This is a genomic window from Halorubrum sp. JWXQ-INN 858 (genome assembly GCF_009806985.1).
Taxonomy (GTDB): Archaea; Halobacteriota; Halobacteria; order Halobacteriales; family Haloferacaceae; genus Halorubrum.
On record NZ_WUAX01000005.1, the window covers coordinates 200065 to 225936 of the forward strand.

Annotated in this window: 28 protein-coding genes; 20 read left to right on the forward strand and 8 right to left on the reverse strand. The window is 69.9% G+C overall.

Annotation, left to right across the window (positions count from 1 at the left end; translation table 11 throughout):
* Window positions 1–41: 41 nt before the first annotated feature.
* Both GRS48_RS15000 and GRS48_RS02280 read right to left on the reverse strand, forming a co-directional pair.
* The gene (locus tag GRS48_RS15000; RefSeq protein ID WP_200840192.1) at window positions 42–182 is read right to left on the reverse strand and encodes a hypothetical protein; all 141 of its coding nucleotides are present in this window, start codon (window positions 180–182) and stop codon (window positions 42–44) included.
* Window positions 183–284: 102 nt separating this feature from the next.
* Window positions 285–1064, reverse strand: coding sequence for an HAD-IIA family hydrolase (locus tag GRS48_RS02280; RefSeq protein ID WP_159483305.1), 780 nt, complete (start codon window positions 1062–1064; stop codon window positions 285–287).
* A 154-nt stretch (window positions 1065–1218) separates the two neighbouring features.
* Here GRS48_RS02280 and GRS48_RS02285 point away from each other — a divergent pair, with 154 nt between their 5' ends.
* The 3 genes from GRS48_RS02285 (at window position 1219) to GRS48_RS02295 (ending at window position 3368) form a co-directional block, all read left to right on the forward strand.
* Window positions 1219–1992 (forward strand): GTP cyclohydrolase IIa, encoded by a 774-nt coding sequence (locus GRS48_RS02285; protein WP_321168247.1) that lies wholly within the window; start codon window positions 1219–1221, stop codon window positions 1990–1992.
* Between the two features lie 2 nt (window positions 1993–1994).
* Window positions 1995–3059, forward strand: a complete 1065-nt coding sequence (locus GRS48_RS02290) for a glycosyltransferase family 4 protein (protein WP_159483307.1) — start codon at window positions 1995–1997, stop codon at window positions 3057–3059.
* A 78-nt stretch (window positions 3060–3137) separates the two neighbouring features.
* Entirely contained in the window at window positions 3138–3368 is a 231-nt protein-coding gene (locus GRS48_RS02295; RefSeq protein ID WP_159483308.1) for a hypothetical protein, read from the forward strand.
* A gap of 21 nt (window positions 3369–3389) precedes the next feature.
* On the opposite strand, the gene GRS48_RS02300 is transcribed toward GRS48_RS02295, so the two are convergent.
* Window positions 3390–3620 (reverse strand): hypothetical protein, encoded by a 231-nt coding sequence (locus GRS48_RS02300; protein ID WP_159483309.1) that lies wholly within the window; start codon window positions 3618–3620, stop codon window positions 3390–3392.
* Between the two features lie 306 nt (window positions 3621–3926).
* Here GRS48_RS02300 and GRS48_RS02305 point away from each other — a divergent pair, with 306 nt between their 5' ends.
* The 5 genes from GRS48_RS02305 to GRS48_RS02325 are packed head-to-tail and all read left to right on the forward strand — an operon-like array spanning window position 3927 to window position 7327.
* Window positions 3927–4442, forward strand: a complete 516-nt coding sequence (locus GRS48_RS02305; RefSeq protein WP_159483310.1) for a hypothetical protein — start codon at window positions 3927–3929, stop codon at window positions 4440–4442.
* A gap of 16 nt (window positions 4443–4458) precedes the next feature.
* Entirely contained in the window at window positions 4459–5046 is a 588-nt protein-coding gene (locus GRS48_RS02310) for a hypothetical protein (RefSeq protein ID WP_159483311.1), read from the forward strand.
* Window positions 5036–5428: a hypothetical protein gene (locus tag GRS48_RS02315; protein ID WP_159483312.1), complete on the forward strand. Its 393-nt coding sequence runs from the start codon at window positions 5036–5038 to the stop codon at window positions 5426–5428. The genes GRS48_RS02310 and GRS48_RS02315 overlap by 11 nt, the downstream gene beginning before the upstream one ends.
* Complete coding sequence (locus GRS48_RS02320) at window positions 5425–6984, forward strand: DUF4332 domain-containing protein (protein WP_159483313.1); 1560 nt, start codon at window positions 5425–5427, stop codon at window positions 6982–6984. Before GRS48_RS02315 ends, GRS48_RS02320 begins: the two co-directional genes overlap by 4 nt.
* A 37-nt stretch (window positions 6985–7021) precedes the next feature.
* Window positions 7022–7327, forward strand: a complete 306-nt coding sequence (locus GRS48_RS02325; protein ID WP_159483314.1) for a hypothetical protein — start codon at window positions 7022–7024, stop codon at window positions 7325–7327.
* Between the two features lie 33 nt (window positions 7328–7360).
* Here GRS48_RS02325 and metX read toward each other — a convergent pair whose 3' ends face one another.
* Together metX and GRS48_RS02335 are read right to left on the reverse strand one after the other, a co-directional pair.
* Window positions 7361–8665, reverse strand: a complete 1305-nt coding sequence (gene metX / locus GRS48_RS02330; protein WP_159483315.1) for a homoserine O-acetyltransferase — start codon at window positions 8663–8665, stop codon at window positions 7361–7363.
* The gene (locus GRS48_RS02335) at window positions 8662–9975 is read right to left on the reverse strand and encodes an O-acetylhomoserine aminocarboxypropyltransferase/cysteine synthase family protein (RefSeq protein WP_159483316.1); all 1314 of its coding nucleotides are present in this window, start codon (window positions 9973–9975) and stop codon (window positions 8662–8664) included. Before GRS48_RS02335 ends, metX begins: the two co-directional genes overlap by 4 nt.
* 241 nt (window positions 9976–10216) lie before the next feature.
* On the opposite strand from GRS48_RS02335, the gene GRS48_RS02340 reads away from it, so the two are divergent.
* Window positions 10217–11692 (forward strand): DHHA1 domain-containing protein, encoded by a 1476-nt coding sequence (locus tag GRS48_RS02340; protein WP_159483317.1) that lies wholly within the window; start codon window positions 10217–10219, stop codon window positions 11690–11692.
* Window positions 11693–11759: 67 nt separating this feature from the next.
* On the opposite strand, the gene GRS48_RS02345 is transcribed toward GRS48_RS02340, so the two are convergent.
* Window positions 11760–12323: a HalX domain-containing protein gene (locus GRS48_RS02345; protein WP_321168248.1), complete on the reverse strand. Its 564-nt coding sequence runs from the start codon at window positions 12321–12323 to the stop codon at window positions 11760–11762.
* 143 nt (window positions 12324–12466) lie between these two features.
* Between GRS48_RS02345 and GRS48_RS02350 the strand changes: the two genes are divergently transcribed.
* Window positions 12467–13195, forward strand: a complete 729-nt coding sequence (locus GRS48_RS02350) for an ATPase domain-containing protein (protein WP_159483318.1) — start codon at window positions 12467–12469, stop codon at window positions 13193–13195.
* A 109-nt stretch (window positions 13196–13304) separates the two neighbouring features.
* Here the strand turns inward: GRS48_RS02350 and GRS48_RS02355 are convergent, their stop codons facing one another.
* Entirely contained in the window at window positions 13305–13643 is a 339-nt protein-coding gene (locus GRS48_RS02355; protein WP_159483319.1) for a helix-turn-helix domain-containing protein, read from the reverse strand.
* 542 nt (window positions 13644–14185) lie between these two features.
* Between GRS48_RS02355 and GRS48_RS02360 the strand changes: the two genes are divergently transcribed.
* From GRS48_RS02360 to GRS48_RS02380, 5 genes are all read left to right on the forward strand, one after another.
* Complete coding sequence (locus GRS48_RS02360; RefSeq protein ID WP_159483320.1) at window positions 14186–14875, forward strand: archaellin/type IV pilin N-terminal domain-containing protein; 690 nt, start codon at window positions 14186–14188, stop codon at window positions 14873–14875.
* 231 nt (window positions 14876–15106) lie between these two features.
* Window positions 15107–15871: an archaellin/type IV pilin N-terminal domain-containing protein gene (locus tag GRS48_RS02365; RefSeq protein ID WP_159483321.1), complete on the forward strand. Its 765-nt coding sequence runs from the start codon at window positions 15107–15109 to the stop codon at window positions 15869–15871.
* A 165-nt stretch (window positions 15872–16036) separates the two neighbouring features.
* Window positions 16037–16840 carry an archaellin/type IV pilin N-terminal domain-containing protein gene (locus GRS48_RS02370; RefSeq protein WP_159483322.1) on the forward strand — a complete coding sequence of 268 codons (804 nt, stop codon included), beginning with the start codon at window positions 16037–16039 and terminating at the stop codon, window positions 16838–16840.
* A 217-nt stretch (window positions 16841–17057) separates the two neighbouring features.
* Window positions 17058–17804, forward strand: a complete 747-nt coding sequence (locus tag GRS48_RS02375; protein ID WP_159483323.1) for an archaellin/type IV pilin N-terminal domain-containing protein — start codon at window positions 17058–17060, stop codon at window positions 17802–17804.
* Window positions 17805–17866: 62 nt separating this feature from the next.
* Window positions 17867–18472 carry a hypothetical protein gene (locus tag GRS48_RS02380; protein ID WP_159483324.1) on the forward strand — a complete coding sequence of 202 codons (606 nt, stop codon included), beginning with the start codon at window positions 17867–17869 and terminating at the stop codon, window positions 18470–18472.
* A gap of 8 nt (window positions 18473–18480) precedes the next feature.
* Here the strand turns inward: GRS48_RS02380 and GRS48_RS02385 are convergent, their stop codons facing one another.
* Window positions 18481–18921, reverse strand: coding sequence for a zinc ribbon domain-containing protein (locus tag GRS48_RS02385; protein ID WP_159483325.1), 441 nt, complete (start codon window positions 18919–18921; stop codon window positions 18481–18483).
* A gap of 271 nt (window positions 18922–19192) precedes the next feature.
* Here GRS48_RS02385 and GRS48_RS02390 point away from each other — a divergent pair, with 271 nt between their 5' ends.
* The 5 genes from GRS48_RS02390 to GRS48_RS02410 all read left to right on the forward strand — a co-directional run bounded on the left by GRS48_RS02390 (window position 19193) and on the right by GRS48_RS02410 (window position 25773).
* Complete coding sequence (locus GRS48_RS02390; protein WP_159483326.1) at window positions 19193–22606, forward strand: BGTF surface domain-containing protein; 3414 nt, start codon at window positions 19193–19195, stop codon at window positions 22604–22606.
* Window positions 22607–23166: 560 nt separating this feature from the next.
* Window positions 23167–23541, forward strand: coding sequence for a VOC family protein (locus GRS48_RS02395; RefSeq protein WP_159483327.1), 375 nt, complete (start codon window positions 23167–23169; stop codon window positions 23539–23541).
* Between the two features lie 80 nt (window positions 23542–23621).
* Window positions 23622–23978 carry a chemotaxis protein CheY gene (gene cheY / locus GRS48_RS02400; protein ID WP_159483328.1) on the forward strand — a complete coding sequence of 119 codons (357 nt, stop codon included), beginning with the start codon at window positions 23622–23624 and terminating at the stop codon, window positions 23976–23978.
* Window positions 23978–25264 carry a chemotaxis protein CheC gene (locus GRS48_RS02405; RefSeq protein WP_159483329.1) on the forward strand — a complete coding sequence of 429 codons (1287 nt, stop codon included), beginning with the start codon at window positions 23978–23980 and terminating at the stop codon, window positions 25262–25264. The genes cheY and GRS48_RS02405 overlap by 1 nt, the downstream gene beginning before the upstream one ends.
* Entirely contained in the window at window positions 25261–25773 is a 513-nt protein-coding gene (locus GRS48_RS02410; protein WP_321168249.1) for a chemotaxis protein CheD, read from the forward strand. The genes GRS48_RS02405 and GRS48_RS02410 overlap by 4 nt, the downstream gene beginning before the upstream one ends.
* Window positions 25774–25872: the final 99 nt, after the last annotated feature.

A 25872-nucleotide genomic window follows, 5' to 3' on the forward strand; every position in this document is an offset into this window, starting at 1 on the left:
CGACCGCTCCGCCGCGGGAGACGTCGTTCCCGCGCGTGCGATCAGTACCGGTACTCGTTGAACTGAACGGCGTGCCCTTCGACGATGGTCACCGTCTCGGAGGCGTCACCGTCGTCCTCGGGGGCGTCGACCGGCTCGTCGGGTGTGTCAACGGCCCCGTCGCGCGTGTCAAACACACTCATATACGAGAAGAGGCAACATCAGCTTATAAATCTTCGTGATCGTGAACGATCGATGACCATCGACCGACGCTGGTCGGCCGCCACTGGGGCTGAGCGAACGCTTCAGCCGATGACGTCGTCGATCTCGCCGAGGTGGTCGATCACGTGGTCCGGTTCGATCGGGCTCGCCGCGAGCGTCGCCTCGTCGGTGACGCCGGACCGGACGAGAACGGTCGTCATCCCCGCCCGCGCGCCGAGTTCGATGTCCGTGTCCAGCCGATCGCCGACGACGAGACACGCCTCGGGCGGGTACGGGAGGTGCTCGCGAACGAGGTCGATCGCGGGTTCGGACGGCTTTCCGAGGACGACGTCCGGATCCCGGCGAGCGACCGCGGCGACGGCACCGATCACGGCCCCGGACCCGGGTCGGTCGCGGTCGGGAGCGGGGATGACGACGTCGGGATCGGTTCCGATAAAGGGGATCCCCCGATCGAGCGCCCACAGCGCCGTACAGAGGTCGTCGTAGCCGAACTCGTGGTCGATCGACGCGACGAGCGCGTCGGCGGCGTCGACGTCCTCCGTCGTCGAGAGGCCGGCGGCGTCGAACTGCGCGAGCAGCCCCGGCGCGCCGATACAGAGGAGGTCGTCGTCCCCGTGGCGGCCCCGCAGGTAGTCGGTCGTTATCGTGCCGGCGGTGAACACCCGGTCGGGGTCGACGTCGTAGCCGGCGTCCCCCAGCCGGTCGACGTACGCCGCCGCCGGCTTCGTCGGGTTGTTCGAGAGGAACAGCGTCTCGATGCCCGCCTCGCGGATCCGGCGGTACCCCGCCGGCGCACCCGGGATCGGTTCGTCGCCGCGAACGACCGTGCCGTCGACGTCGAGGACGGCCCCACGGAACTCCATACCCGTCTTCGGGCCTCCTGCAAGGTAGCGGTTGCGGCGCGAGTATCCCGGTTGTGGCGCTCCGTCGGGCCGCCCTCTCGTTCAGTACCGAGACGGATCCCAGCCTCGGGATAACAGAAGGGTAAAGCGGCGGCGGTCCCAAGCCGGCGGTACTGTGACGACGACTCAGGTGACCCTGGTGCAGATCGACAACTACGGGCCGTGGACGGTCACGCCCGAGCCGCGTCGGGAGATGGACCTCCAGACGCTCCAGTCGCGGCTGTTCGCCGACATCGCCCAGTTCCTCGGCCACCGCGACGCGTACGTCTTCTTCACGCGTTTCGACAACATGATCGCGGTGACCAACGGGGTCGACGGCGCGGCCCACGCGTCGCTTCAGGAGTCGATCGGCAACCGCTACCCGGTGAGCGTCAGCCTCGGGACCGCCGTCGCCGAGCGGCCGGTCGACGCCCTCGAGGCGGCGAACCGACAGCTCCAGGTGGAGGGGAGCGCCCAGGACGAGGCCCGAACGGAGGTGCTGTCCGGCGAGTACCTGACCGAGACGGCCCCCGACGACCTCCAGATCGCGCACTTCGACGTCGTCGACGCCACGGGCAAGTACACCGACCGCCTCAACGAGTTCGACACGTTCATCCACATCGAGCAGGGGTACGCCTCCCTCATGCGCTACCTCCGGGAGACCCACGGGGCGCTCTCCTTCTTCGTCGGCGGCGACAACGTGATCGCGGCCTGCCCGGGGCTCCCCGAGCCGGCGTTCGCCGCCGCGGTCGACCACGTCGCCGCCGACGTCGACGTGGAGCTGCAGGTCGGCGTCGGTCGCGGCGCGTCCGCCCACGAGGCCGGTTTCGCCGCCAAACACGCGCTCGAGGACTGCCGACACGACGGCACGAGCGTCGAGCTCTCCGGGACCCCCGCCGCCGGCGACTGACGATGGCCGCCCCCCGCGTCGGGCTCGTCGTGTACGGCGAGCTCGACACCCGGTCCGGGGGGTTCCTCTACGACCGGATCCTCGCGGACCACCTCTCCGCGAACGGGTGGGACGTCGACGTCGTCTCGATCCCCGAACGGTCCTACCGCCGATCGACGGTCACCAACCTCTCTCCGGGGCTCGTCCGGCGGCTCAGCGCCTGCGACGTCGTTCTCGAGGACGCCTACTGTCACCCGTCGCTGTTCCTCGCGAACCGCCGGCTCGAGGGGGTCCCCGTCGTCGCGCTCGTCCACTTCCTCCGATCGAAGGAGCCGCGAAGCCCCTGGCGCGGCCGCGCGGTGGCCGCCCTCGAACGCGAGTTCCTTCGGACCGTCGACGGCTTCGTGTTCAACAGCGGCGCGACCGCGACCGCCGTCGCGGACCTGTTGGACGCCCCGCCGAGCGATCTCCGAGGCGTCATCGCGCCGCCGGCCGGCGATCGGCTCGGAACCGGGCCGCCGCTGGCCGGCGACCGCCTCCGCCGCGATCCCTTCCGGGTCGTCTCCGTCTGCAACGTGACCCCTCGAAAGGGGGTGACGACCCTGATCGAGGGGCTCTCGCGGGTCGACGCCGACTGGCGGCTCCACGTCGTCGGCGACACGACGGTCGACCCCGATCACGTCGCGGCCGCGCGCGAACTCGCACGCGAGCACGGCGTCGCCGACGCGGTCCGGTTCCTCGGCCGGGTGGACGACGACCGGCTCCGCGAGGAGCTGCGGGCCGCCCACGTCCTCGCGGTCCCGTCGCGATACGAGCCGTTCGGGATCGTCTACCTGGAGGGGATGGCGTTCGGGCTCCCCGCGATCGCGTCCGCCCACGGCGGCGCGGACGACGTCGTCGACGCCGGCAACGGCGCGCTCGTCCCCCCGAACGACTCGGCGGCGGTGGCCGACGCGATCGCCCCGCTGACCCGCGACCGCGACCGCCTCGGCCGGGCGAGCCGCAACGCGTGCGAGACGTTCGCCGCGCACCCGACGTGGGACGAGACGTGTGAACGGATCCGGGAGTTCCTCGCCGAGATCGCCTGACTCGCGACGGGCAAAGCTATCGCCCTTGATAACCGGTGTCGAACGCTTTTATAACCGGGGTGGAAACCACCGCTCAGCATGTCGGAGGAGATCGTTTACGTTTGCACCGCGGACGGCTGTGATGCGGGCCCGTGGGAGGGGTCACACGACGCGATGGCGCACTGCTCGGAACACCTCGAACACGCGTACACCGGTCATCCCCGCGCGGCGGTCGGCGACGTCATTCCGGCGACGGTCGTCGAGGCGCGCGACAACCGTAACCTGCATCACAAGGGGAATCCGCGGGGCGCGCTCGCGGACGACGACTGATCGCGACCGCCCTGCCCGCCGCTAGTCGCGACCGCCCTGTTCTCCCGCGTCCTCGTCGAACAGCCCGAGGTCCTCCGCGACGAGGTCGGCCAGCCGGTCCTTCAGGCCGGGGTCGACTTCCGCGACCGTCTCGCCGCCGTGTTTTCCCTCGTTGTGCCTGGAGAGTGCGTCCGCCACGTCGGGCAGCGGGACGCGCGTCTCCGTCCCGCATTCGGTACACACGATCGGCACGGTTGGGTCCTCTTCCGACATCGTTCGACCCGACTCCGGCGGCCGGTATAGGCCTTCGGTTCCACACGACCGGACGCCACCTCCTCACGCACGGGGATCCTCCGATCCTCGACCTCTCGGCATACGGGGCCGCTCCGGTCTTCGCCCCCCCAGAGTTCGTCTTCACGAACGCTCGCCGATCCGGGTGCAGTACCCGATCGCACCGCCCGGTCAAATCGCTCGATCGGACCACCCGATCAAATCGCTCGGTCGCACCGTTCGGTTGAGCGCCGATATCCCTTTTAATTTACATACCACTTTATGATTGATAGCTGGTATCGTATGCCTATGTCAGTAGGACAAGAGCTACTCGACGTGCCGTTCCCCGAAATGGTCGCCAGCCTCGGACAGGGGATCGCGGACGCACAACACCAGCTGGACATGAACTCGGTGGAGGTCGCCGAGAAGCTCGCGAACACCGAGATCGAGGTCGTCCCCGCGATCACGCGGACGATCGGCTCCGACGGCGAGGTGACGTACGACTCCGCGGAAGCCGTCGACGTCTCGCTGCTCCAGGCGGGGATGTTCCCGACGTTCTACCAGTTCTCGGAGGCGACGATCGACGTCGAGATGGACATCAAAACGACCACCGAACGGGAGACGAACATCGACGTGAGCGCGAAGGCCCGGGCCGGGTTCGGCCTCTGGGGCGCGAGCGTCCAGACCGACGTCAGCCACAACCGGAAGTTCGGGAAGGAGGTCCACGGGACGAGCCGCCTGCGGACCACGATGGTCCCCGTCCCGGCCCCGCCGTACCTGTTCCCCGAGGTGGAGACGGTGGACAACCGGCCGACCGACGAGTGACGGCCGACGGCCAACCATGAGACACCGACAGCACCACACCGGTACCGACCGTCCCGGGGGCGACCCCGTCGACCGGGTCGGAACCGATCGTCACGTCCGATCCGACGGCGGCCGTCCACGGGAGGTCCGTGACCTCCCCTTCGACGAGCTCCTCTCCCTGCTCGCCGGCGGCGTCGCCGAGGCACAGGAACGGCTCGACGCGGAGGCGGTCGCGGCCGCGCGATCCCTCACGGAGACGACGGTGGACGTCGTTCCGCGGGTCACCCGCACGATCGACGCGGACGGGACCGTCTCGACGACGACGGCCCCCGCGGAGGAGCGGACCCTCCTCGAGCTCGGCTTCGAACCGACGCGCTACCGCTTCGAGGAGGCGACCGTCGAGGTCGACGTCGACGCCGCCTTCGTCGACGAGGGCGGGTCGGCGCTCCGCGCGTCGACGACGGACGCGTCGACCCGCAGACGGGTTCGCGGCGAGGTCGAGACGAACGCCCGGCTCAGCGCCCGACTCCGACCGACCCCGCTCCCGCCCCGGACCGGCCCGGCGACGGGGGACGCGGACGGACCGATCGATGACCGCACCGACGGGGGTATCGATGCCGACTGAGCGGTGGCTCTCCCGGCCGGTCAAGGAGTTCGTCCGGTCGGTCGCCGTCTCCGTCGCCGAGGGGCAAGAGGAGCTCGACCGTCGGTCCGCACGGATCCAACGCGAGATCGAACGGGAGATCGCGGCCGGCGACCTCGAGTACGACCTCGACGCGTCGTGGCTGCGGTTCTCCGAGGTCGAGGCCGACCTCGAGACGACGCTCTCGATCGAGGGCGAGGAGATCCGCGACCCCGACACCGGCGCGGTCCGCGGCTACCGTCCGACGGTGGTCGCGACCCCGCTGAACTCCCGGACCAGGTCGGCGTACGACGTCGACGCCGAGATCGCCAGCGAGATCCGCCTCCGGATCGCCCCGGTGCCGCCGGAGCGCCGCGAGCCATGAGCGACCGATTCGAGATCGACGACTCCGTCGTCGGCGGGATCGGGTCGTTCCGGCTCGAGACGCTCCCGCAGGTCGAGACGGGGAAGCTCGACCTCGTCGAGAAGGCGGCCATCGAGCGGGCGGTCGCCGACCGCGAGGACCTGATACAGACGTATCAGGTCGGTACCTTGGAGCTACGGAGCGAGCGGAACGCGCTCGCGAGCCGGCTGTCCGCGGTCGAGTCCGAACGCGACGGGCTCCGCGAGCGGATCGCGGAGCTCGAGGTCGAACGGCCGTCGATGGAGCCGCGGGCCGTCTTCGAGAGCCTCGGCTCCGCGTTCGACCGGGCCGACGAGGAGCTGTCCGGCTCGGACTACCGCGTCGAGGACGTCGACTTCCGGCTCAAAGCGAACGTGATCGGGACCCAGGAGGGCGTCCGGATGCACCTCCCGTCGGTCGACGAGCGGTCGGCGTCGGCGAACCTCAGCGAGGTCTCCTTCCGGCTCCGCGCTCCCCGGCGCGAGGAGGAGCGCCGTGCCGAGGAGGAGTACGCCGAGATCCCGGACGTGACCGGTGCGGCACACGGGACGGCCGCGCGCCGGCTCGCGGCCGCCGGCCTCGACGTCGGCGACGTCGAGACGGTCGCCGCCGCGGGCGTGCGCCCCAACACCGTCCTCGAGCAGTTCCCCGAGCCGTTCACGGTCGCGCCGCCCGGCGCGCCGGTGGACCTCGTCCTCTCGGCCGAGCCCGACGACCCGGAGCCGGAACCGGGCGCGGAGCCGGAACCGGACGACGGCGAGGGGGACACCGAAGCGGACGACGACGCGGAGCGCGAGGCGGAAGAGGCTCGCCAAGAGCGTGAGGCGGAAGAGGAAGCCAAGCGTGAAGCGGAGGAAGCGGCCAAGCGTGAAGCGGAGGAAGCGGCCAAGCGCGAAGCCGAGGAGGAGGCTAAGCGTGAAGCCGAGGAGGAAGCTCGTCAAGAGCGTGAAGCGGAAGAAGCGGCCAAACGTGAAGCCGAGGAGGCGGCCAAACGCGAGGCGGAAGAGGAAGCCAAACGCGAGGCGGAAGAGGAAGCCAAACGCGAGGCGGAAGAGGAAGCCAAGCGTGAAGCGGAGGAAGCGGCCAAACGTGAAGCCGAGGAGGAAGCTCGCCGGGAGCGCGAGGCGACGGATCCGTCGGTCGACGACGCGTTCCTCGAAGGGTTCCGCGCAGCGATCGAGCGCGGGGCGATAGACGAGCGGTCCGCGTTCGCCGACCGGCTCGGCGAGGCAGGGCTCGGCGGGATCGAGGCGCTCGTCGACGCCGACACCGACCGGCTCGCGAAGGCGCTGGAGGTCCCGACCGACCGGCTCGAACCGCTCCACCGGGAGCTCGTCGCGACCCACGGCACGGCGGAGCTCGAATCGATCGGCGGGATCGGCCCCACCTACGCGGGACGGCTCCGCGACGCGGGGATCCTGACCGTCGGCGAGCTCGCGCGGCGGGACCCGCGGGAGGTCGCCGAGATCACCCGGGCCTCGCCGAGCCGGGCCGAGGGCTGGATCGAGGAGGCGCGGTCGATGCTCTCGGGTCGATGAAGGGTGGACGTGACCGCCGGCCGGTCCACGCGGATCGATGACGATCGCCGACCGGTTCGGGGCCGACATCGACGTCCGTGGGCCGGACCCCGACTCGGAGGGGACCTTCCTCGTCACGCCGGTCGACGGCGTCGACCACGAGGCGTTCGTGACCGCCCTCCTCGGCGTGATCGGGGGTCACGACCGGCTCCTCGCGCACCACCGGTCCGGCTTCGCGCTGGTGCGGATCCCGTTCGATCGGAGCCGGCGGCTGCGGCGGCTCCCGTGGATCGCGACGGTCGGCGGAGTGAGCTTCGACCCGGAGCGGTTCGCCGCCGTCGTCGGCGGAAATCCGCCCACGTGACTCGATGTCAATCCTACCGACGTAACCCCAGTTTCACCCCCGGAAGAGGCTCGCGTGGACCGGCGCGTGATCCGGGGCGTGATCCGTCTCGGCGCGCGCGGGTTCGTCGGGGTCCCCCCCGTCGTCGGTGACTGCGCGGCCCTCAACCCCGTCGGCGAGGAAGTCACGGACCGGCGGGCCGACGCGCTCGGGCTCGACGAGGAACGCGTCGTGGCCGTGGTCGGAGTCGATCACGTGGTGTGCCACCGGGACGTCGCGGTCACGGAACGCGGTCGCGAGCGTCCCCGACTGCTCGACGGTGAAGTGCCAGTCGCCCGTGAAGCTCACGAGCAGCGCTTCGCCCTCGAAGGCGGCGACCGCGGACGCGTCGTCGACGTAGCCCGCGGCGAGGTCGTACTCGTCCATCGCCCGCGTGAGGTAGAGGTAGCTGTTGGCGTCGAACCGGTCGGTGAACCCGTCGGCCTGGTAGTCGAGGTACGACTCCACCTCCCGGTACGGGAAGAAGGTCGCGGCGGGGTCGCTCGGGAGCCCCAACTCGCCCTCCTCGCGGCTCAGCGAGTCGCGGCCGGCCGAACGGCGGCCGAACTTCCGTTCCATCGAGGGCTTCGAGAGGTACATCACGTGGCCGATCTCGCGGGCGATCGCGAGCCCCTCCTCCGGCGTCGGCCGGTCGGCCCCGTAGTAGTCGCCGCCGTTCCAGCTCGCGTCCGCCCGGATGGCGCGGCGGGCGATCGCGTCGAGCGCGAGACACTGCGCGTCGAGCCGGGCGGCGGCCGCGACGACGACGAGCCGGTCGACGTCGTCCGGGTAGCGCTTCGCCCACTCCACGGCGTTCATCCCCCCGACGCTGCCGCCGACGACCGCTCGCAGCCGTCCGACGCCGAGGTGGTCGAGCAGTCGGCGCTGTGCGCGCGCCCAGTCTTCGACCTGAACGGGCGGGAACCGGGTCCCCCAGCGGTCGTGGTCCGGTTCGTCCGGGAACTCGAGGTCGGCGGGACGCTCGCTGGCGGGCCCGGAGGTGCCGTAACAGGAGCCCGGGACGTTCGCACAGACGACGTAATACTCCGTCGTGTCGATCGCCTTACCCGGACCGACGATGTCGTCCCACCAGGCACGGGCTTGCCCGGCCCGCCGCGGGCCGTCCCCGTCGACGCCCGCTTGCGGCGTTCGGGCCACGTTCTGGCTCCCGGTGAGCGCGTGGCAGATCAGTACCGTGTTGTCGCCGTCGAACTCGCCGTACGTCTCGTAAGCGACCTCCAGGTCGGGGATCGACTGCCCGCACTCGAAGGTGAACTCGCCGAGCGAAACGGCGCCGTGATCGGCGGGCGTCGTGCTCATTTGTGGTCACCGCCCGACGCTGCATCCGTCGCCGCGCGCTCGCCCGCCGCGAGGCCCCCGTCGAGGTCGGCGACGATGTCCGCGGGGTCCTCGATCCCGACCGAGAGCCGGAGCATGTCGGGGCGGACCCCCGCGGCCCGCCGCTCCTCGGCGGACAGCTGTGCGTGTGTCGTGGAGGCCGGGTGGATGACGAGCGTCTTCGCGTCGCCGATGTTCGCGAGGAAGCTCGTCAGCTCGACGGACTCACAGAGCGCCTTCGCCGCGGCGAAGCCGCCCGCGACGCCGAACGTCACCATCCCGCCGTCGCCGTCGAGATACCTCGCCGCCTCGTCGCGAGTGGGGTGGTCCTCGAAGCCGGGGTAGGTGACCCAGCCGACGCGGTCGTCGTCGCGGAGGAACTCGGCGACCGCTCGCGCGTTCGCGCAGTGGCGCTCCATCCGGAGCGGGAGCGTGTTCAGGCCCTGTATCGTCTGCCACGCGTCGAAGGGCGACTGCTGGCCGCCGGTGGGACGCACCCCGCGCTGTCGGACGACGTTCGCGAAGGCGGCGTCGCCGAACCGCTCGACGAAGTCGATCGGGAACGCCGGGGACTCGCCCGACAGCTCGTCGTAGTCGGCGTCCGGGTGGTCCCACGGGAACGTCCCGCCGTCGACGACGACGCCGCCGACGGTGGTTCCGTTGCCCGTGATCCACTTGGTCGTCGACTCCCAGACGACGTCCGCCCCGTGTTCGATCGGGCGACAGAGCGCGGGGGTCGCGAACGTGTTGTCGACGACGAGCGGCACCGCGTGGTCGTGGGCGATCGCCGCGAGCCGCTCGAAGTCCGGCGTCACGAGCGACGGGTTCGCGACGGTCTCGACGTGGACGAACGCGGTATCGTCGTCGACGGCCGCCTCGACCGCCGCCGGGTCGAGCGCGTCGACGAGCCGTGCCTCCACCCCGCGTCGGTTCGCGATGGAGGTGAGGTACGTGGAGGTGCCGCCGTACATCTCCTCGCCGGCGACGACGTTGTCGCCCGCGCTCGCGAGCACCGTCGCGATCGCGTCGAACGCCGCCATCCCCGACCCGGTCGCGACCGCACCCGTTCCGCCCTCCAGGTCGGCGAGACGCGCCTCCAGCGTGCTCACCGTCGGATTCGAGAGCCGGGAGTAAACGTGGCCGTCCGCCCGCAGCGCGTACAGGTCCGCGGCCGTGTCGGCGTCGTCGAAGACGAACGACGTCGTCTGATGGATCGGCGTCGCGCGCGCCCCGGTCGCCGGATCCGGCTCGGATCCGGCGTGGAGACTCCGGGTGCTGAACCCACGTGTCATGTATGTCGTGCATATATCTGTACGCTTCTATAACTGTCAGTTACGGCAATCTCTGCCGTCGACGCGGACGTCCCTCGTATGGTGGCACCACGGTGCGGGCGGCGCCACGAACTCACGGCGTCACGGTGTGGGCGGTGCCACGGAGTTGACGGCGTCGCGCTGCGGGCGGCGTCGTGACACGGGTGACCCGCCGACCCGCCGAAGCGTGGGTTTATCGGCGATGGCGAGCCACGTTCCAGTGATGGCTGCCGCCGACACGCCGGTCCCGACCGATCCGCCCGTCCCCGAGCTCGCGGACCGCGCTCGCGCCTGTGCCGACCGTCTCCGCGACGCCGACCGCGTCCTGCTCGCCTCGCACATCGACGCCGACGGGCTCACGAGCGCCGCGATCGCGTCGACGGCGCTCGCGCGGGCCGGGATCGACCACGAAGTCGTCTTCGAGAAACAGCTCGACGCGGCGTCGGTCGCGGGGATCGCCGCGCGCGAGTACGAGGTCGTGCTCTTCACGGACTTCGGCTCCGGACAGCTCGACGTGATCGCCGAACACGAGGCGGCGGGCGCGTTCACGCCCGTCATCGCCGACCACCACCAGCCCGCCGAGCCCGACACGGAGTTCCACCTCAACCCCCTCTTGGAGGGGCTCAACGGGGCGAGCGAACTCTCCGGGGCGGGCGCGAGCTACGTGCTCGCCCGCGCGCTCGAGGCACCCGCCGACGCGTCTTCAACGGACGGGTCGACGGACGTCCCGACCGACAACCGCGACCTCGCGGCGCTCGCGGTCGTCGGCGCGGTCGGCGACATGCAGGACACCGACGGCGGGCTCGTCGGGGCGAACGAGGCGATCGTCGCCGACGGCGTCGCCGCGGGCGTCGTCGAGCCCCGGACCGACCTCGACCTGTACGGCCGACAGACCCGCCCGCTCCCGAAGCTGCTCGAGTACGCCTCCGACGTCCGGATCCCGGGGATATCCAACGACGCGGCCGGTGCGGTCTCGTTCCTTTCGGGACTGGATCTCGAGTTGAAATCGGAGGGCGAGTGGCGGCGATGGGTCGACCTCGACGACGACGAGCGGCGGACGCTCGTCTCCGCGCTCATCAAACGCGCCGTCGCCTCGGGGGTGCCGGCCGCCCGGATCGACGGGCTCGTCGGCACGTCCTACACCCTCGTCGACGAGGAGCCCGGCACCGAGCTCCGCGACGTCAGCGAGTTCTCGACGCTGCTCAACGCCACGGCCCGCTACGAGCGGGCGGACGTCGGGCTCGCGGTCTGTCTCGGCGACCGCGACGCGGCGCTCGCGGAGGCCCGGAGCCTCCTGCGAAACCACCGCCGAAACCTCTCGGAGGGGCTCCAGTGGGTGAAAACGGAGGGCGTGACGCACGCGGACCACCTCCAGTGGTTCGACGCCGGCTCGCGGATCCGCGAGACGATCGTCGGGATCGTCGCGGGGATGGCGATCGGATCGCCGGCGGTCGACCGCTCGAAGCCGGTGGTCGCGTTCGCGGAGAAGAACGCCACGGAGCTGAAGGTGTCCGCGCGCGGCTCACACGGGTTGGTCCGGCAGGGGCTCGACCTCTCGGCGGTGCTTCGGGAGGCCAGTCAGTCGGTCGGCGGCGACGGGGGCGGTCACGACGTCGCCGCGGGCGCGACGATCCCGTCCGACCGGCGCGACGCGTTCCTCGCGGCGGCGGACGCGCTCGTCGGCGAGCAGCTCTCGTAGGAGTCGAGAGGCGTGGGTGTGCCTCGGTGACGAGGGGTCGTCCCGGGTTCCGGCCGTCGGGGAGTCCTCAGGCTTCGCCGATGTCGCGGAACATCGCGCGGTAATCGTCGGTGGAGAACGACTCGTCGAGGTCGTCGATCTCGGCGTCGAGGTCGGCGAGCTGGTCGACGAGGTCGGCGTACGACTCGTTGCGTTTCAGCTGCGTCACGGGTTTTTCGGCCTCCAGGACGGCCCGCTTGCTCGCGAGCGCGGCGGCCCGCTGAAGCAGGGAGTCGTACTCGGTCCGGGCCAGCAGGGTGTCGAGCGCGGCCAGGAGGTTCGTCCGGCTGACCGGCTTGGTCAGGTAGAGGTCGAATCCCATGTCGACGATGTCGAAGTCCGGCTCGACGGCGGTGACCATCGCGACGCGACAGTCGTACCCCTGCTCGCGGACGTGTTCGAGCACCCCGTCGCCGCTCCCGTCGGGAAGACGCCGGTCGAGCAGGACGGCGTCGATCGCCTCGTCGATGCGCTCGACGGCCTCCGCGGCCGTCTCGGCGACGGTGACGTCGTATCGCTCCTCGAGGAAGCCGGCGTACAGCGCCGCGATGTCCGGCTCGTCCTCAACGATGAGGACTCTCGGTTCACTCACCGCCGATCACCGTCGTGTTCGACGGGGGTGGTCGACCGCACATACAGTTGCAACCGATGTGTTGACGAATAAATCTGTCGCCGGCGTCGTCGCCTCACGGACGGTCGGTCTTTTATATAGGCCGGCCGCTATACATCGCACGAATGTCCACACTCGTCTCTACCGGTGTCGAGGGGCTCGATTCGATCCTCTCGGGCGGTATCACCGAGCAGTCGACCGTGCTGGTCTCGGGCAACCCCGGCACCGGCAAGAGCATCTTCGGCATCCAGTACCTCCACACGGGCGTCACGGACCACGACGAGCGCGGCGTTTACGTCTCCTTCGAGGAGGACGCCGCCGACGTCCGCGCGGCCGCCGCCTCCGTCGGGTTCGACGACTTCGGCGACCTCGTCGACGACGGCGAGATCGTGATCCTCGACAAACGCGAGATGCTCCGGGAGGCCGACTTCTCGACGGCGATCGACCGCCTGCTGGAGACGGTCGAGGGGGGCTCGTTCGACCGGCTGGTGCTCGACTCGCTGTCGATGTTCCAGCTCTTCTTCGACGACGAACACGAGAAGCGGACGTACCTGCTCAAGTTCTCGGACATCCTCAAGGCCAACGGGCTCACCTCGCTGCTCATCAACGAGCAGGGCGCGGTGTTCCCGGACACGGAGGTCGGGTTGGAGAACTTCCTCACCGACGGCAACATCTACTTCATCCAGACGCCGACCGACTCCGGCGTCAACCGGTACGTCTGGGTGGCGAAGATGCGGAAACAGGAGATCGACACGGACATCTTCCCGATGGAGATCGGCCAGGGTGGGATCACGGTACACGACCGCGCGGGCGGGTTCTCGATGATGGGCGGGTCCGACGGCCCGTCGTTCTGAGGTCGGACAGGAAGTGCGGGCGGTGGGTGATGCGAGGGGTGCGAGGGGCGGTGCGGGGCAACACGGCGGTGCGATGGCGCGCTGGCGGTGGAACGGGGGAACGGCGCGCCTACTGGCTCGCCGAGAGGTTCCGCCAGACGTCGTCGAGGCGGTTCTTCACGGCGGAGCGCTCCTCGAGCTCGACGGAGAGGCCGTCACGGAAGTCGACCTCGACGCCGTCGACGCGCCGCCGGTACACCTTCACGCGGCGGTGTTCGTCGGAGAGCGGGCGGTCGTGCAGCTCCAGCAGCTCCGCCTCCTCCAGTTCGTTGATCCGGCGATAGCAGGTCGCGATCGGGACGTCGAGCTCGTCGCTCAGGTCCTGGGCGGACTTCGCTTCGCCCGTCGCGCTCAGTATCTCCGTGTTGTACTTGTTTCCCAACACCGTAATGAGGTCATCCCCCGCCATGCTCGTTATCGACGATGATTGTTGGGGCCTAAAGGATATCGGTCGCCCTACCGCCGGTGACGGGTGCTCCCGCCGATCCTTGCCGTTTGCTTCACGGCAGTACTCTCGTCATAAACCGTCGGTATGACGGCGTTATCGGGGGTGATACCCGATCCTAACGTCCGATCCTTCTCGCTGGCGGTGCTGGTCGGTTGCGGTCGCGTCGTGCAGCGCCGACGTGGGTCGTCGATGCGGGATCGAGGCGGGGTCGATGCAGGATCGACGCGGGATCGACGCGGTATCGGTGTAGAGTTTCCACGGAGTCGGCCGAAGGCGGTGCAGTTCCGCAGCCTCGTCCTCGCGCTCGGCCGTGGGTTTCAGCGGTGATACCTCCGGCACCGATCCGACGCTCGGATCGTGTTTTCATCTCCGATCTATATCTGAAAACTGCACGACTGCGAGCTATTATCAATGCGGAGATTTTGCTCCAAGCGCTTAAGTACGAATTCCCACTCGGAGTTGATAACGCTCGCCGGGCGGACCGGGGGCCACACGACACACAGATGTTCGAATTCATCAACGAGGACGACCGCGGTCAGGTGGGTATCGGCACGCTCATCGTGTTCATCGCGATGGTGCTGGTGGCGGCGATCGCCGCCGGCGTGCTGATAAACACCGCCGGGTTCCTCCAGACGCAGGCCGAAGCAACGGGCGAAGAGAGTACGAGTCAGGTCGTCGACCGCATCGAAGTCCAGTCCGTCTCCGGGCAGGTGGCGGGGATCGACGATACTGAACTCAGCGAACAGGGCGAGGGCGACTTCAACGGCATCTACGTCACCGACTTCACGGTGACACAAGCGCCCGGAGCCGACGACATCGACCTCAACGACGTCACGGCGGAGTTCATCACGGACTCTGGCGTGACGCAGGTCGTTCTGGATCAGGACGGTGACGACTCTGAACTCGTCGACATCGACGGGATCAACGTCGACGGCGACGAGAACGTCATCACGGACAGCAGCGACCGGTTCAGCGTCTCCTTCGCAGGTTATGAAGATGATACTAACAATGAAGGGATCTTCCCTGACGACCTGAGTGAAGCCTACAGCGACGAAGCCGACGGCGCGTGGGCCGGCCACCTCGAGGGCGGCGACACGATGGAGGTCCGTCTGACGACGGCCGCCGGCGCGACGACGATCGAGGAAGTGCGCGTGCCCGACTCGCTCATCGACCGCGACGCGGTCGCGCTGTAAGCGACGACGGTTCCGTTCGGTTCTCTCCCGCGCGTTCGGCGGTATCGAACGCGCGTGTTTATTACCCCCGCGAGCGGCAGCGCCCGCCGTCGTCGGGGACACATCGACGCGAGTTCGTCGGCTTTCGCTCTCATTGACTATCAGGAATGATACTTAGCGGACTACGTTTAACAGGGGGACTGTCGTCGTTTCGGGCAGTGCCCGTCGTTTCGGGCAGCTGTAACCGAGAACATGTTCGAGTTCATCAACGAGGACGACCGCGGGCAGGTGGGGATCGGTACCCTCATCGTGTTCATCGCGATGGTGCTGGTGGCGGCGATCGCCGCCGGCGTGCTGATAAACACCGCCGGGTTCCTCCAGACGCAGGCCGAAGCAACGGGCGAAGAGAGTACGAGTCAGGTCGTCGACCGCATCGAGGTGCAGAGCGAAACCGGGCAGGTCGGCGCGTTATCGGGCGAGAATGACATCGTCGCATCGAGTGAGGCCGACAGCGAAGACACCCTCGTCGTCTATGGCGTCGACCTCACGGTGACGCAGGCACCGGGTGCGGACGACATCGACCTCGACGAGGTGACCGCGGAGCTGATCACCGACAGCGGCGTCGAGCAGATCGTGCTCGGTGACGGGCTCGATGATCCGGCCTCCTCCGAGGTCGACACCGCTGACGACGCACCGGTTTATATCAGCAGCATCACCAACAACGGCGATGACAACGTGATCTCTGACTCGAGCGACCGGTACCAGATCCGGTTAGCCGGTTACGCGCTTGGGGACGGTGAGAACGACTACTACTCCTTCGAGGATGTCGTTCCGACCGACGGAACCAACGAACCGATCCAAGGAGCAGACAGCCGCGAGGGCGATCAGGCCTGGGCCGGTGATCTCGAGGGTGGCGACACGATGGAAGTCCGCCTGACGACGGCCTCGGGCGCGACGACGATCACCGAGGTTCGTGTACCGGACTCGCTGATCGACCGCGACGCCGTCTCGCTGTAACGGCGTTCGACCAGAGTACGTTTCTTTTAACTGATCGACGCTCGTCGGCGAGCGACGCCGCCGACCCGAATTATCGACACTGATAGTGGGCGGCGCACGTTTAACACGAACGGTTGGATCGCTTAGATCAATGCCCATCGATACGGGCAGGGATATCAACAAGGTATGTTCGAGTTCATCAACGAGGAAGAGCGCGGTCAAGTGGGTATCGGGACGCTCATCGTGTTCATCGCGATGGTGCTGGTGGCGGCGATCGCCGCCGGCGTCCTGATAAACACGGCCGGCTTCCTCCAGACGCAAGCCGAGGCAACGGGCGAGGAGAGTACGTCACAGGTCGTCGACCGCATCGAGGTACAGAGTGAAACCGGGCTCGTCGCGGCCGTGACTGACGACGACATTGCGAGTTCGGACGGGGCATCTAGCGACGATCTCGTGCTCTACGGCGTCGATCTCACGGTGACACAGGCACCGGGCGCTGGCGACATCGACCTCGAGGAGGTGACCGCGGAGCTGATCACCGACAACGGCGTCGAGCAGATCGTGCTCGGCAACGGCATCGACGATATCGATGCACCGCTCGAGGACCAGGAGTCCGCCGACGGTGAAACCATCGATAGCTCCGCCGACACCGGATCGGTCGAGCCGGTTTACATCAGCGAGATCACGCAGAACGGCGACGACAGCGTGATCACCGACTCGAGCGATCGGTACCAGATCAGTCTCGTGGGGTACGCCTTCGAGGACGAGGACACCACGACCGACGTCTATTACTCCTTCGAGGAGTCCGTCCCGATGAATTCGGATAACGAAGTCGCGGACAGTAGCGTCGAAGCGAACCAGGCATGGGCTGGCGATCTCGATGGCGGCGACACGATGGAAGTCCGCCTGACGACGGCCTCGGGCGCGACGACGATCACCGAGGTCCGCGTACCCGATTCGCTGATCGACCGCGACGCCGTCGCGCTGTAACGGCGTTTCGACCGCGACCCTCGATTTTTGCCCCGACGCTCCCCGCCGAGCGATCGCGAGGGCCGCCCGCGCGCATAGAGGTTCGCCCCGCGTCGACCGTATCGACCGCCGTCCGGCACCGCGTTTCCACGCCTGATAATCGGCGGGTCAGCCTTAAGCCCGACTCCCGGTTCCGTTCCGGTAATGCCCAGCCGAACCGGGCAGCTGTAACCGATACATGTTCGAGTTCATTCACGACGACGATCGAGGTCAGGTGGGGATCGGGACGCTCATCGTGTTCATCGCGATGGTACTGGTGGCGGCGATCGCCGCCGGCGTGCTGATAAACACCGCCGGGTTCCTCCAGACGCAGGCGGAGGCGACCGGCGAGGAGAGTGCCAGCCAAGTGAGCGATCGGATCGAGGTGCAGTCCGCGACCGGCGAGGTGGCGTTCATCGAGGGCACGGGCACGGACGGCTTCCAACTGACCGGCGACGACACTAGCGACGACATCGAGGAGGGACCGCTCCTCTACCAGGTCGACCTCACGGTGACGAAAGCGCCGGGAGCTGACACCATCGACCTCGAGGACGTGACCGCCGAGATGATCACCGACTCCGGCGTCGAGCAGGTCGTGCTCGAGGAAGAGATCGGTGCACCCGACGACGCGGATACCGACCAACCCGTCTCGATCGCCCCGATCACCGCCGAGACCGAGGACGACGTCGTGATCACGGACAACGGCGACCGCTACACGGTCTCGTTCTACGGCTACGAGGGCGACGACGACGGCGAGCACTTCTCGAACCTCGACGGCGACGCGGACGTCCTCGACGACGCCGAGGACCGCGACGCCGCGTGGATCGGCGACCTCGAGGGGAGCGACACGATGGAGGTCCGCCTGACGACCGCCTCGGGCGCGACGACCGTCGAGGAGGTCCGGGTGCCGGACTCGCTCGTCGACCGCGACACGGTCGCGCTGTAACGCCCCGTTCGACCCCGGGATCGCCCGGAACACCTATTTTGCCGCGCGGACACCGCACTCGCATGAGCGACAAGGAGGTGCCGCCGGCCGACCCCGACGACCTCGACTTCACCGACGACGAGCGCGTCGCGGAGATCGACGAGGGACGCTACGTCGTCGGCACGGGCGGTCCGCCGAACGTCGCGGCGTCGCGCTCGGACCCGGGCCCGGACGACGACTCCGGCTTCCAGGCGCCCGCGGAGCAGAAACGCGCCGCCGAGCGCGACCCCACGTCCGACGCGATCGGCGGCGACCCCGCCGGGGGGAGCGCCGAGGTCGATCGCCGGGCGGTGAGCCGCTGGCTCGCGACGTCGTTCGACGGCGACGGCTTCGCGTACGGCTTCGACGCCACGCTCCACACGGAGGGCGACACCACCCGCCACCGGATGGTGTCGAACGACGTGACCGCGACGTTCGACACGCTGGTCTCGTGGTTCGCGAACAACGCCGGCTCCGACGCGTCGCCCTCCGAGGCGCTCGGCCTGCTGCTCGTCGCGTCCGACACTCCCGTCGACCTCCCGCCGGTCGCGATCACGCGCTTTGCCGCGCGGGAAGGGCTCTCCGCGGACGACTCCATCGGCGACCTCGTCCGCGCGGCCGAGGAGGCCGGCGGGCTCCGGATCGAATGACTCTCGTCTTATAAAAGCGCCAGCAGCGCGACCCCGACCAGCAGGGAGACGCCGTAGATCCCCGCCATCACCTCGCGTTTGAACGGGCTCCCGAGCGGCCGCGCGGTCAGTCGGCGGACCGGCGGCAGGATCGCGACGCCGCCGAGCAGCAGCACCCACGCACCGGGGCTCGCGATCCGGGTGAGCGCGACGACGACCGTGCCGTAGCCGACGACGTAACAGCCCCGCCGCCAGAGCCGCTCGCGGTCCGACGGACCCGTCTCGGCCGTCCTCGCCGCCCCGTCTTCGCTCCCGTCGCCCGTCCCCGACTCGGCGACGACCTGCTCGGCCCGCCGCCGGACGCGGTCGTCGAGTTCGGCGGCGGCGTCCTCCGTCTGCGGCGCGCCACACTCGACACAGAAGCGCGCCGCGTCGTCGATCGACGCCTCACATCGGGGACAGGACTTCATCCTCATCGATACCGGGCCGCCGTCGGCCTTAATTCTTCGGACCCCGAACCGGCGATCGATCCCGCCGCAGTCCTGCGATCGTCGTGCTTGCCGCTCGTCCTCGGCCGGTCGGGTTCTCCCGGGTGATAATCGGGGGCGCACGTTTTAGTTCCGGAGCGGTGCAGTTCACGCCAGACGCGCCCGCCGGATCCCGGTCGCCGGACCTCGATCGCCGTCCTCTCGATCGTCGGACCTCGATCGCCGGACCCGGGTTGCGGCGGGCCCCGACACGATGTCACGTATCCCCCCGTCAGCAGACCGCGTGACCGCCCTCCGGTCCCGTCAGCGACGCGGTCCCTCCGGCCGGACCGTCCTCTCGATCGCCCTCGCGGTCGGTCTCCTCCTCGCGTCCGGCCTCCTCCTCGCGACCGGCACGCCGGCCGCGGCCGCCGACGGGCTCGACGTCGCCGACCCGGTCGTCGAGCCGGACGCGGCCGACGCGGGGACGACGACGACCCACGAGGTCACCGTCGCGGCCGGCGGCGTGACGGACGCCGCGACGATATCGGTCGCGTTCCCGGCGGCGTTCGGCGACGGCGGAGCGGGGGCTATCGCGCCGGTCGACGCGGACGACGTGACCGTCGCCAGCGGGGGTGACGGGAACGACGGGAGTGGGAACGGAGGGGGTGGAGACGGCGAGGGTGGAGACGGCGGGGACGGAACCGACGGGAGCGCCGGCGTCGAGCTCGTCGGCGATCCGACCGTCGACGACGGGACGGTCGCCGTCGACGTCGCGGTCGAGGGTACGGACGCCGCCGTCGACGTCGCGCTCTCGCTCGAGCTCACCCATCCGCCCGCGGCCGGTGACCACGACGTGACGGCGACGGTCGACGACGAGGACGGGGCGACCGCGAGCGCGACGTCGGCGGCGGCGCTCTCCACGGCGGCCGCCCCCGCCTATCTGGTCGACGGAGAGCCTCGATCGACGGTGTTCCATGGGCAAGTCGTGACCGTCGCGGGGCTCGAGCCCGACGAGTCGTACACCCTCCGGCGGGGCGACGCCGACGACAGCGACCCGGTCCTCGTCGAGACGGCCGACGACGCGGGGACGGTCCGGGTCGAGACGGCGGGGCTCGACGCCGACGCGGACTACTTCCTCGGGGGCCTCGACGACCCCGCCGCAGGGGACGGCTTCGAGCTGGTCGTCCACGAGCTCGACGCGTCGTCCGGCGACGACACGGTCGCGGACGCGGGCGACGGCGCGACCACCTCCCTGTCGGTCTCCTCGGCGCTCCGGACCGACGCCTACCCGGTGAACGTCTCAGCGGGCGGCTCGCTCGACGCGGACGAGCTGTTCACGGTCCTCACCGACGGCGAGTCACCCGACGACGTCGACCGCGACGCCCGGCCCGACGACCTCGAGGCGGCGACGACGACGGTCGGTCCCTCCGGGTTCGCGGTCGCGCTGTACGACCCCGACGTGGACGGCGCTGACGACCGGGTCGTCCTCGTCGACGGCGGCGAGAACGACGGAACCGTCTCCTTCGCGGGGTTGGAGACGACGGCGTACGACCTCGAGGTGCGGGCGGTCGACACGGGCGCGACGGACACGGCGACCGTTCGCGTCGAGGCCGCCGACCTCGACGGCTCCTTCGGGCAGGACACGTACGCGTCGCCGGCCGGCGACCTCGTCGAGGTGTCCGTGGACCTCGGCGGGGCCGACGAGGGCTACGTCGTCGTGGGCGGCGACCGCCTCAGCGACCCCGACGCCCCGTCCGGCTACCTCGACGTCCTCCACGTCGAGGGGAGCCCGACGATCACCGTCAACACCCGGCTCGTCGGCACCGACGCACCCACCGAGGACGTGTACGCGAGCGACGGGACGGTCGTCAGCTACGCACACGAGTACGGGCCCCACACGGACGCGGCGGCGACCGAGACGTTCGCCGACCTCCGGTTCGAGGACGCCGACGGCGACGCGGTCGCCGACGACCTCGCCGGCTTCCGCGGGGCGGCCGGCGTCGGCGGGATCGCGGGGCCGCTGATCCCGCAGCGCTACCGGCTCACGGTCGGGGCGGGCGACGCGCTCGTGGTTCGCGACGACGGCGTGGTCGAGCCGGAGCGCCCGTTCGCGCGGACACACCTCGTCCTCACCGACCCCGCGTTCCGCGAGGAAGTTCGGGTGTCGACCGCGCCGAGCGGGTCCGCGAGCGAGGCCGACTCGGTCGGCGAGCTGCTCGACGGGGGCGTCGACCGGACGAACGTCACCGAGGGCGACCGGGTCGTCCTCGGCTTCGAGGCGACCGGGATCTGGGGGGCGTTGACGCACTTCGCCGACGAGGAGGCGGTGTACGAGTCGGACGGAACGGGCGTCGCGCCCCTCGACGAGCTGCTCGCCGCCGACGAGGGGCTGTCGATGACGGTCCGACAGACGAATCCCGGCCGCAACGAGCCGCGGACGGAGCTGGACCTCGGGGCCGCCTCGACCGGCGAGGCGTACCTCCTGTTCGAGGAGCCCGAAGCCGTCGGCGACCTCGGCGACGGGCCGACCGCCGGGGCGTTCTCGCTCGTGCTCGACACGCGGGGGTCAGCGTTCACCGAGGCCGTCTCCCCGGGCGACGAGTTCGCCGTCGAGTTCGCGCTGGAGGGGGACGCGGGCGAGCGCTACCGCTTCGACCGATCGGGGTCGGGACCGCCCGGGCCGTTCGCGGCCGACTCGGCGACGGACGACCGGCTCGCCCCGCAGTTCCCCTACCTGTCGTTAGACGAGGGCGGCGTGAACGCGACGGCGACGTTCCGGATCCGTCCGGAGCGGCTGGAGTACGACCGGACCACGGCCGACGGCGACCTGCTCGCCGCCCCCGACAACGGGACGGTGTCGGGGACCACGACGCTCCACCCCGCGACCGACCTCGAGGCCGAGATCGTCTCCGACGCCGGGCCGACGCCGACGGTGGGCAGCGAGGGCGTCGAGGTGACCGACGACGGGCGCTTCTCGTTCGACGCCGACGTCTCCGCGTCCGAGCCGGGCCACCGGGTCAACGTCGAACTGTACCGGGACGGGAGCCTGTACGACAGCCGCGCGCTGCTCGTCGTCTCCGACCCCGACGACCCCTTCTCGTTCGCGATCGACGACGCCCCGGAGCGCGTGACCGTCGCCGAGGGCGAGGGGCTCGGGAACCTCACGGCGACCGTCCGCAACGAGGGCGACATCCGCGGCGTCGACCGGCTGACGCTCGACGTCGGGGACGGGCGGCTCGCCGCCGACGAACGGGTGCGGGCGTGGCCGGACGAGGCCGAGACGGTGTCGTTCTCCGGAACGACCGCCGACCTCGATCCGGGCGAGTACGCCTACACGCTCGCGGTCGACGGCGACGAGACGGACGGCGTCCTCGTGGTCGAGCCGTCGACGGACGCGACTATCGATCCGGACGCAGAGGACGAGGACGCCGAAGCGGACGACACGGACGGTGACGACGGTGACGTGGACGGGGCGGACGGAAACGGAGACGACGCCGCCGAGGACGGCGAGACTGACGGTGATGAGTCCGGTGCCGGAGACGACGACAGTGCGGGCGGCGACGACCCGGGCGACTCCGACGACGATCCCGCGGCGGTCCCGCTCCCCTTCGGAGTCGGGACGCGGGAGGCGCTCGGCGGCACGGCGGTCGTCGGGGGGACGTACCTGCTCGGCCACTGGGTCTGAACGGCTGCGTTGAAACGCTCGACCACCGCTCCGGTCCGCCGAGCGATCGTTCGCTTATAAACCTCGAGGCGGTGGGCGACGGCATTTATAAACGGGTAGCGACGCCGTTATAAACGGCTGTGCGGTCGGCGCGCGCGAGAAACGCGCGCGAGGGAGCAGTCGGGGCCCGCCGGAGGTCCCCGGCGGGCCTCGACTGCGAGGTTGGGGAGGTGTGAGGTTGCGGTGCAGGACGGCACGGGTACGGCACAGCGCGTACAGTGCGGCACAGCGCGGTACCGTGTGGCACAGCGCGTACAGTGCGGTACAGGCGGTACGAGTAGTGGACTCGTCCATCGCTCGTCGCCACACCGGCTTCCGCCGAGCCGTCATGTTGCTTATAAATCGCGTCGCCCTCTCCCGCGACCAGTTATGAACTCATCCCGTGACGGATCGCCCGATCCGCACCCGTCAGCGACCGGCCGTTTCGTCGGTTGGCATCCCTGAAACCCGGGGTTCGACGGAGCCACCACCCCTCGCCACGCCGGGGCCACCTTCAAACCCCCCGCCGTCGACGGGGGCGTATGGACGTCATCCACACCGCGATCCGGGTGTCCGACCTCGAGGCCGCACGGGAGTTCTACGTCGACGCGCTCGGGCTCGACGAGGCCTGGTCGTTCACGCTCGGCGGCGTCGAGAACGTGTACGTCGGCGGCGAGCACGGCGAGATACAGCTCCGATACGACCCGGAGGCGGACGCCCCGGCCCCCGACCGATCGACGATCGACCACCTCGCGGTCTCCGTCGACGACGTCGTCGCGACGACCGAGCGGATGGTCGCGGAGACCGGCTGTACGGTCGTCGACGGGCCCCTCGTCGTCGAACCGGCGAACGCCCGCGTCTCCTTCATCGAGGACCCGGACGGCTACGTCGTCGAACTCGTCGAGTCGCTGGACTGACCTCGGGCGAGGGGCATCGTTCTCACTGCTGAGAACCGCGGGCGAGCGGTTAAGTGAGCGCTCGCTCCGATCCTCCGTATATGGCTACACGAGTGCTCATCGCGGACGACTCGGAGTTCATGCGGAACCTGCTCCGGGAGATCCTCGAGGGCGAGTTCGAGATCGTCGGCGAGGCCGAAAACGGCGTCGAGGCCGTGAACATGTACGGCGAGCACGGTCCGGACCTCGTGATGATGGACATCGTCATGCCGATCCGCGACGGGATCGAGGCGACGACGGAGATCACGGAATCGGACCCCGACGCGACGGTGATCATGTGCACCAGCGTCGGGCAGGAGGAGAAGATGAAGGAGGCCATCAGGGCCGGGGCCGAGGGGTACATCACGAAGCCGTTCCAGAAGCCGAACGTGCTCGACGCCATCGGGTCGGCCGTCTGATGCGCGTCGACGTGCGGGCCCTCGGCGCGTGTAACCGGTTGGCCGAACGCGGAGCCGGCAGGGCGGCCGACGCGCTCGCCGAGCTCACGGGCACCGACCTCGCCGTCGAGGTGACGGGGACGAGCGTCGCGTCCGGCACGGACCTCGCGGAGGCGTTCGCCGGTCGGGAGTCGGTCGGCGTCAGCGTCGGGCTCCGCGGCGGGCTCGAGGGGGAGGCCGTCCTCGCGTTCGACCCGGTCACCGCCGACTCGCTGCGCTCGCTGTTACCCGGCGGCGAGTCGATGGAGCGGAGCGCGATGACGGAGGCCGGCAACATCGCCCTCGGTGGGTTCCTCGACGGCTGGGCGAACTACCTCGGCCGGGCGATCGACATGACCCCGCCGCGATACGTCGAGGCGGACGGGGCGGCGATCCTGCCCGACGGCGCGCGCTCGGGCGACGGCGTCTTCCTCTTCGAGAGCCGGCTCGACGCGTCGCACGCCGACCTCGATTTCGCGATCTACATGCTGCCCGACTCGGACCGCTTCCGCGACCTCATCGTCGGGCGGACGGCGGCCGGGACTGCCGAGGCGGCCGGGACGACTGCCGAGACGGACGGGACGACCCCGCACGGCACGGCCGGCGACGGCGCGGCGGACGGCGGCCGTGCGGGCGGTGGTCACGCGGGCGGCCATGCGGGCGACGCCTCGGGGGGGACGGCCGTCCCGTACGACTCGCTGTCGACGTTCGCGTCGCTGGCGAAGCGCGGCTCCGCGAACGCCGCCGACAACGTCGCGATGATGACGGGCCTCGAGACGAGCGTCGACGTGAGCCGGCTGCGGTTCGTCCCGCTGGCCGACGTCCCCGCGACGGTCGGGACGGAGCCGCACGCGGGGACCGTCTTCGAGCTGCAGGGGAGCCCGAGCGGCTACCTCGCGATCCTCTTTCCGGAGGCGGCGGCGGCGAACGTCGCGGCGACGATGCTGCCGACGGAGCCCGACGAGCCGCTCGGCGAGACGGCCCGAACCGCGCTTTGTGAGCTCGGCAACGTGATGACGAGCGGGTTCATCGACGGCTGGGCGAACGTGCTCGACACCGCGATCTCGCACTCGCCGCCCGAGTTCGTCCACGACATCGGCGCGTCGACGGTCAGCCCGCTCGTCGCCCAGCTGAGCGAGCGGCAGGACTACGGCTTCGTCATCGACGCCGCCATCGAGACGGAGGGCGTGCAGGCCGGCTGTCACGTGTACGCGCTCCCCGACGAGCGCGAGCTGGCCGCGGCGCTCGAACGGCTCTCGGGGGCGTGACCCGTCCCGACCCGTCGGACGAACCGGATCCCCCCGGCACGCAGCGACGCGTGAAGGTCGGCGTCGGCGACCTCGCCGTCGTCACGGACGGGGCGACGCTGACGACGAGCGGGCTCGGGTCGTGCGTCGCCGTGGCGCTCTCCGACCCCGCTGAGGGGACCAACGGCCTCGTACACGCCATGCTACCGACCGCGCGACGGAGCGACCTCGACGCACCCCGGCCGGCGAAGTACGTCGACAGCGGCGTCCAAACGCTCCTCGACGAGCTCCGCGAGGCCGGCGCGTCGATCGACCGGTTGGAGGCCCGCCTCGTCGGCGGGGCGGAGATGCTCGACCTGACCGACGCCGTCGGTCCCCGGAACGTCGAGCGGGCGGAGGAGACGCTGTCCGCGGCGGGGGTCCCGGTCGTCGCCACGGACGTCGGCGGCGGGGTCGGACGCACCGTCAGGGTTCGTGGCGACGGCGATGTCGCCGTTCGGGCCGCGGACGGGTTCGAGCGCGTGCTGTAACGACCGCCCCGCGGTCGTTCGGTTTTCGCCCGTCGATCCGTTCTCACGAGTGATAGTTTGAGGGGTGGCTTGAAGTGGGAGCTGTGGGTTCACACCGAC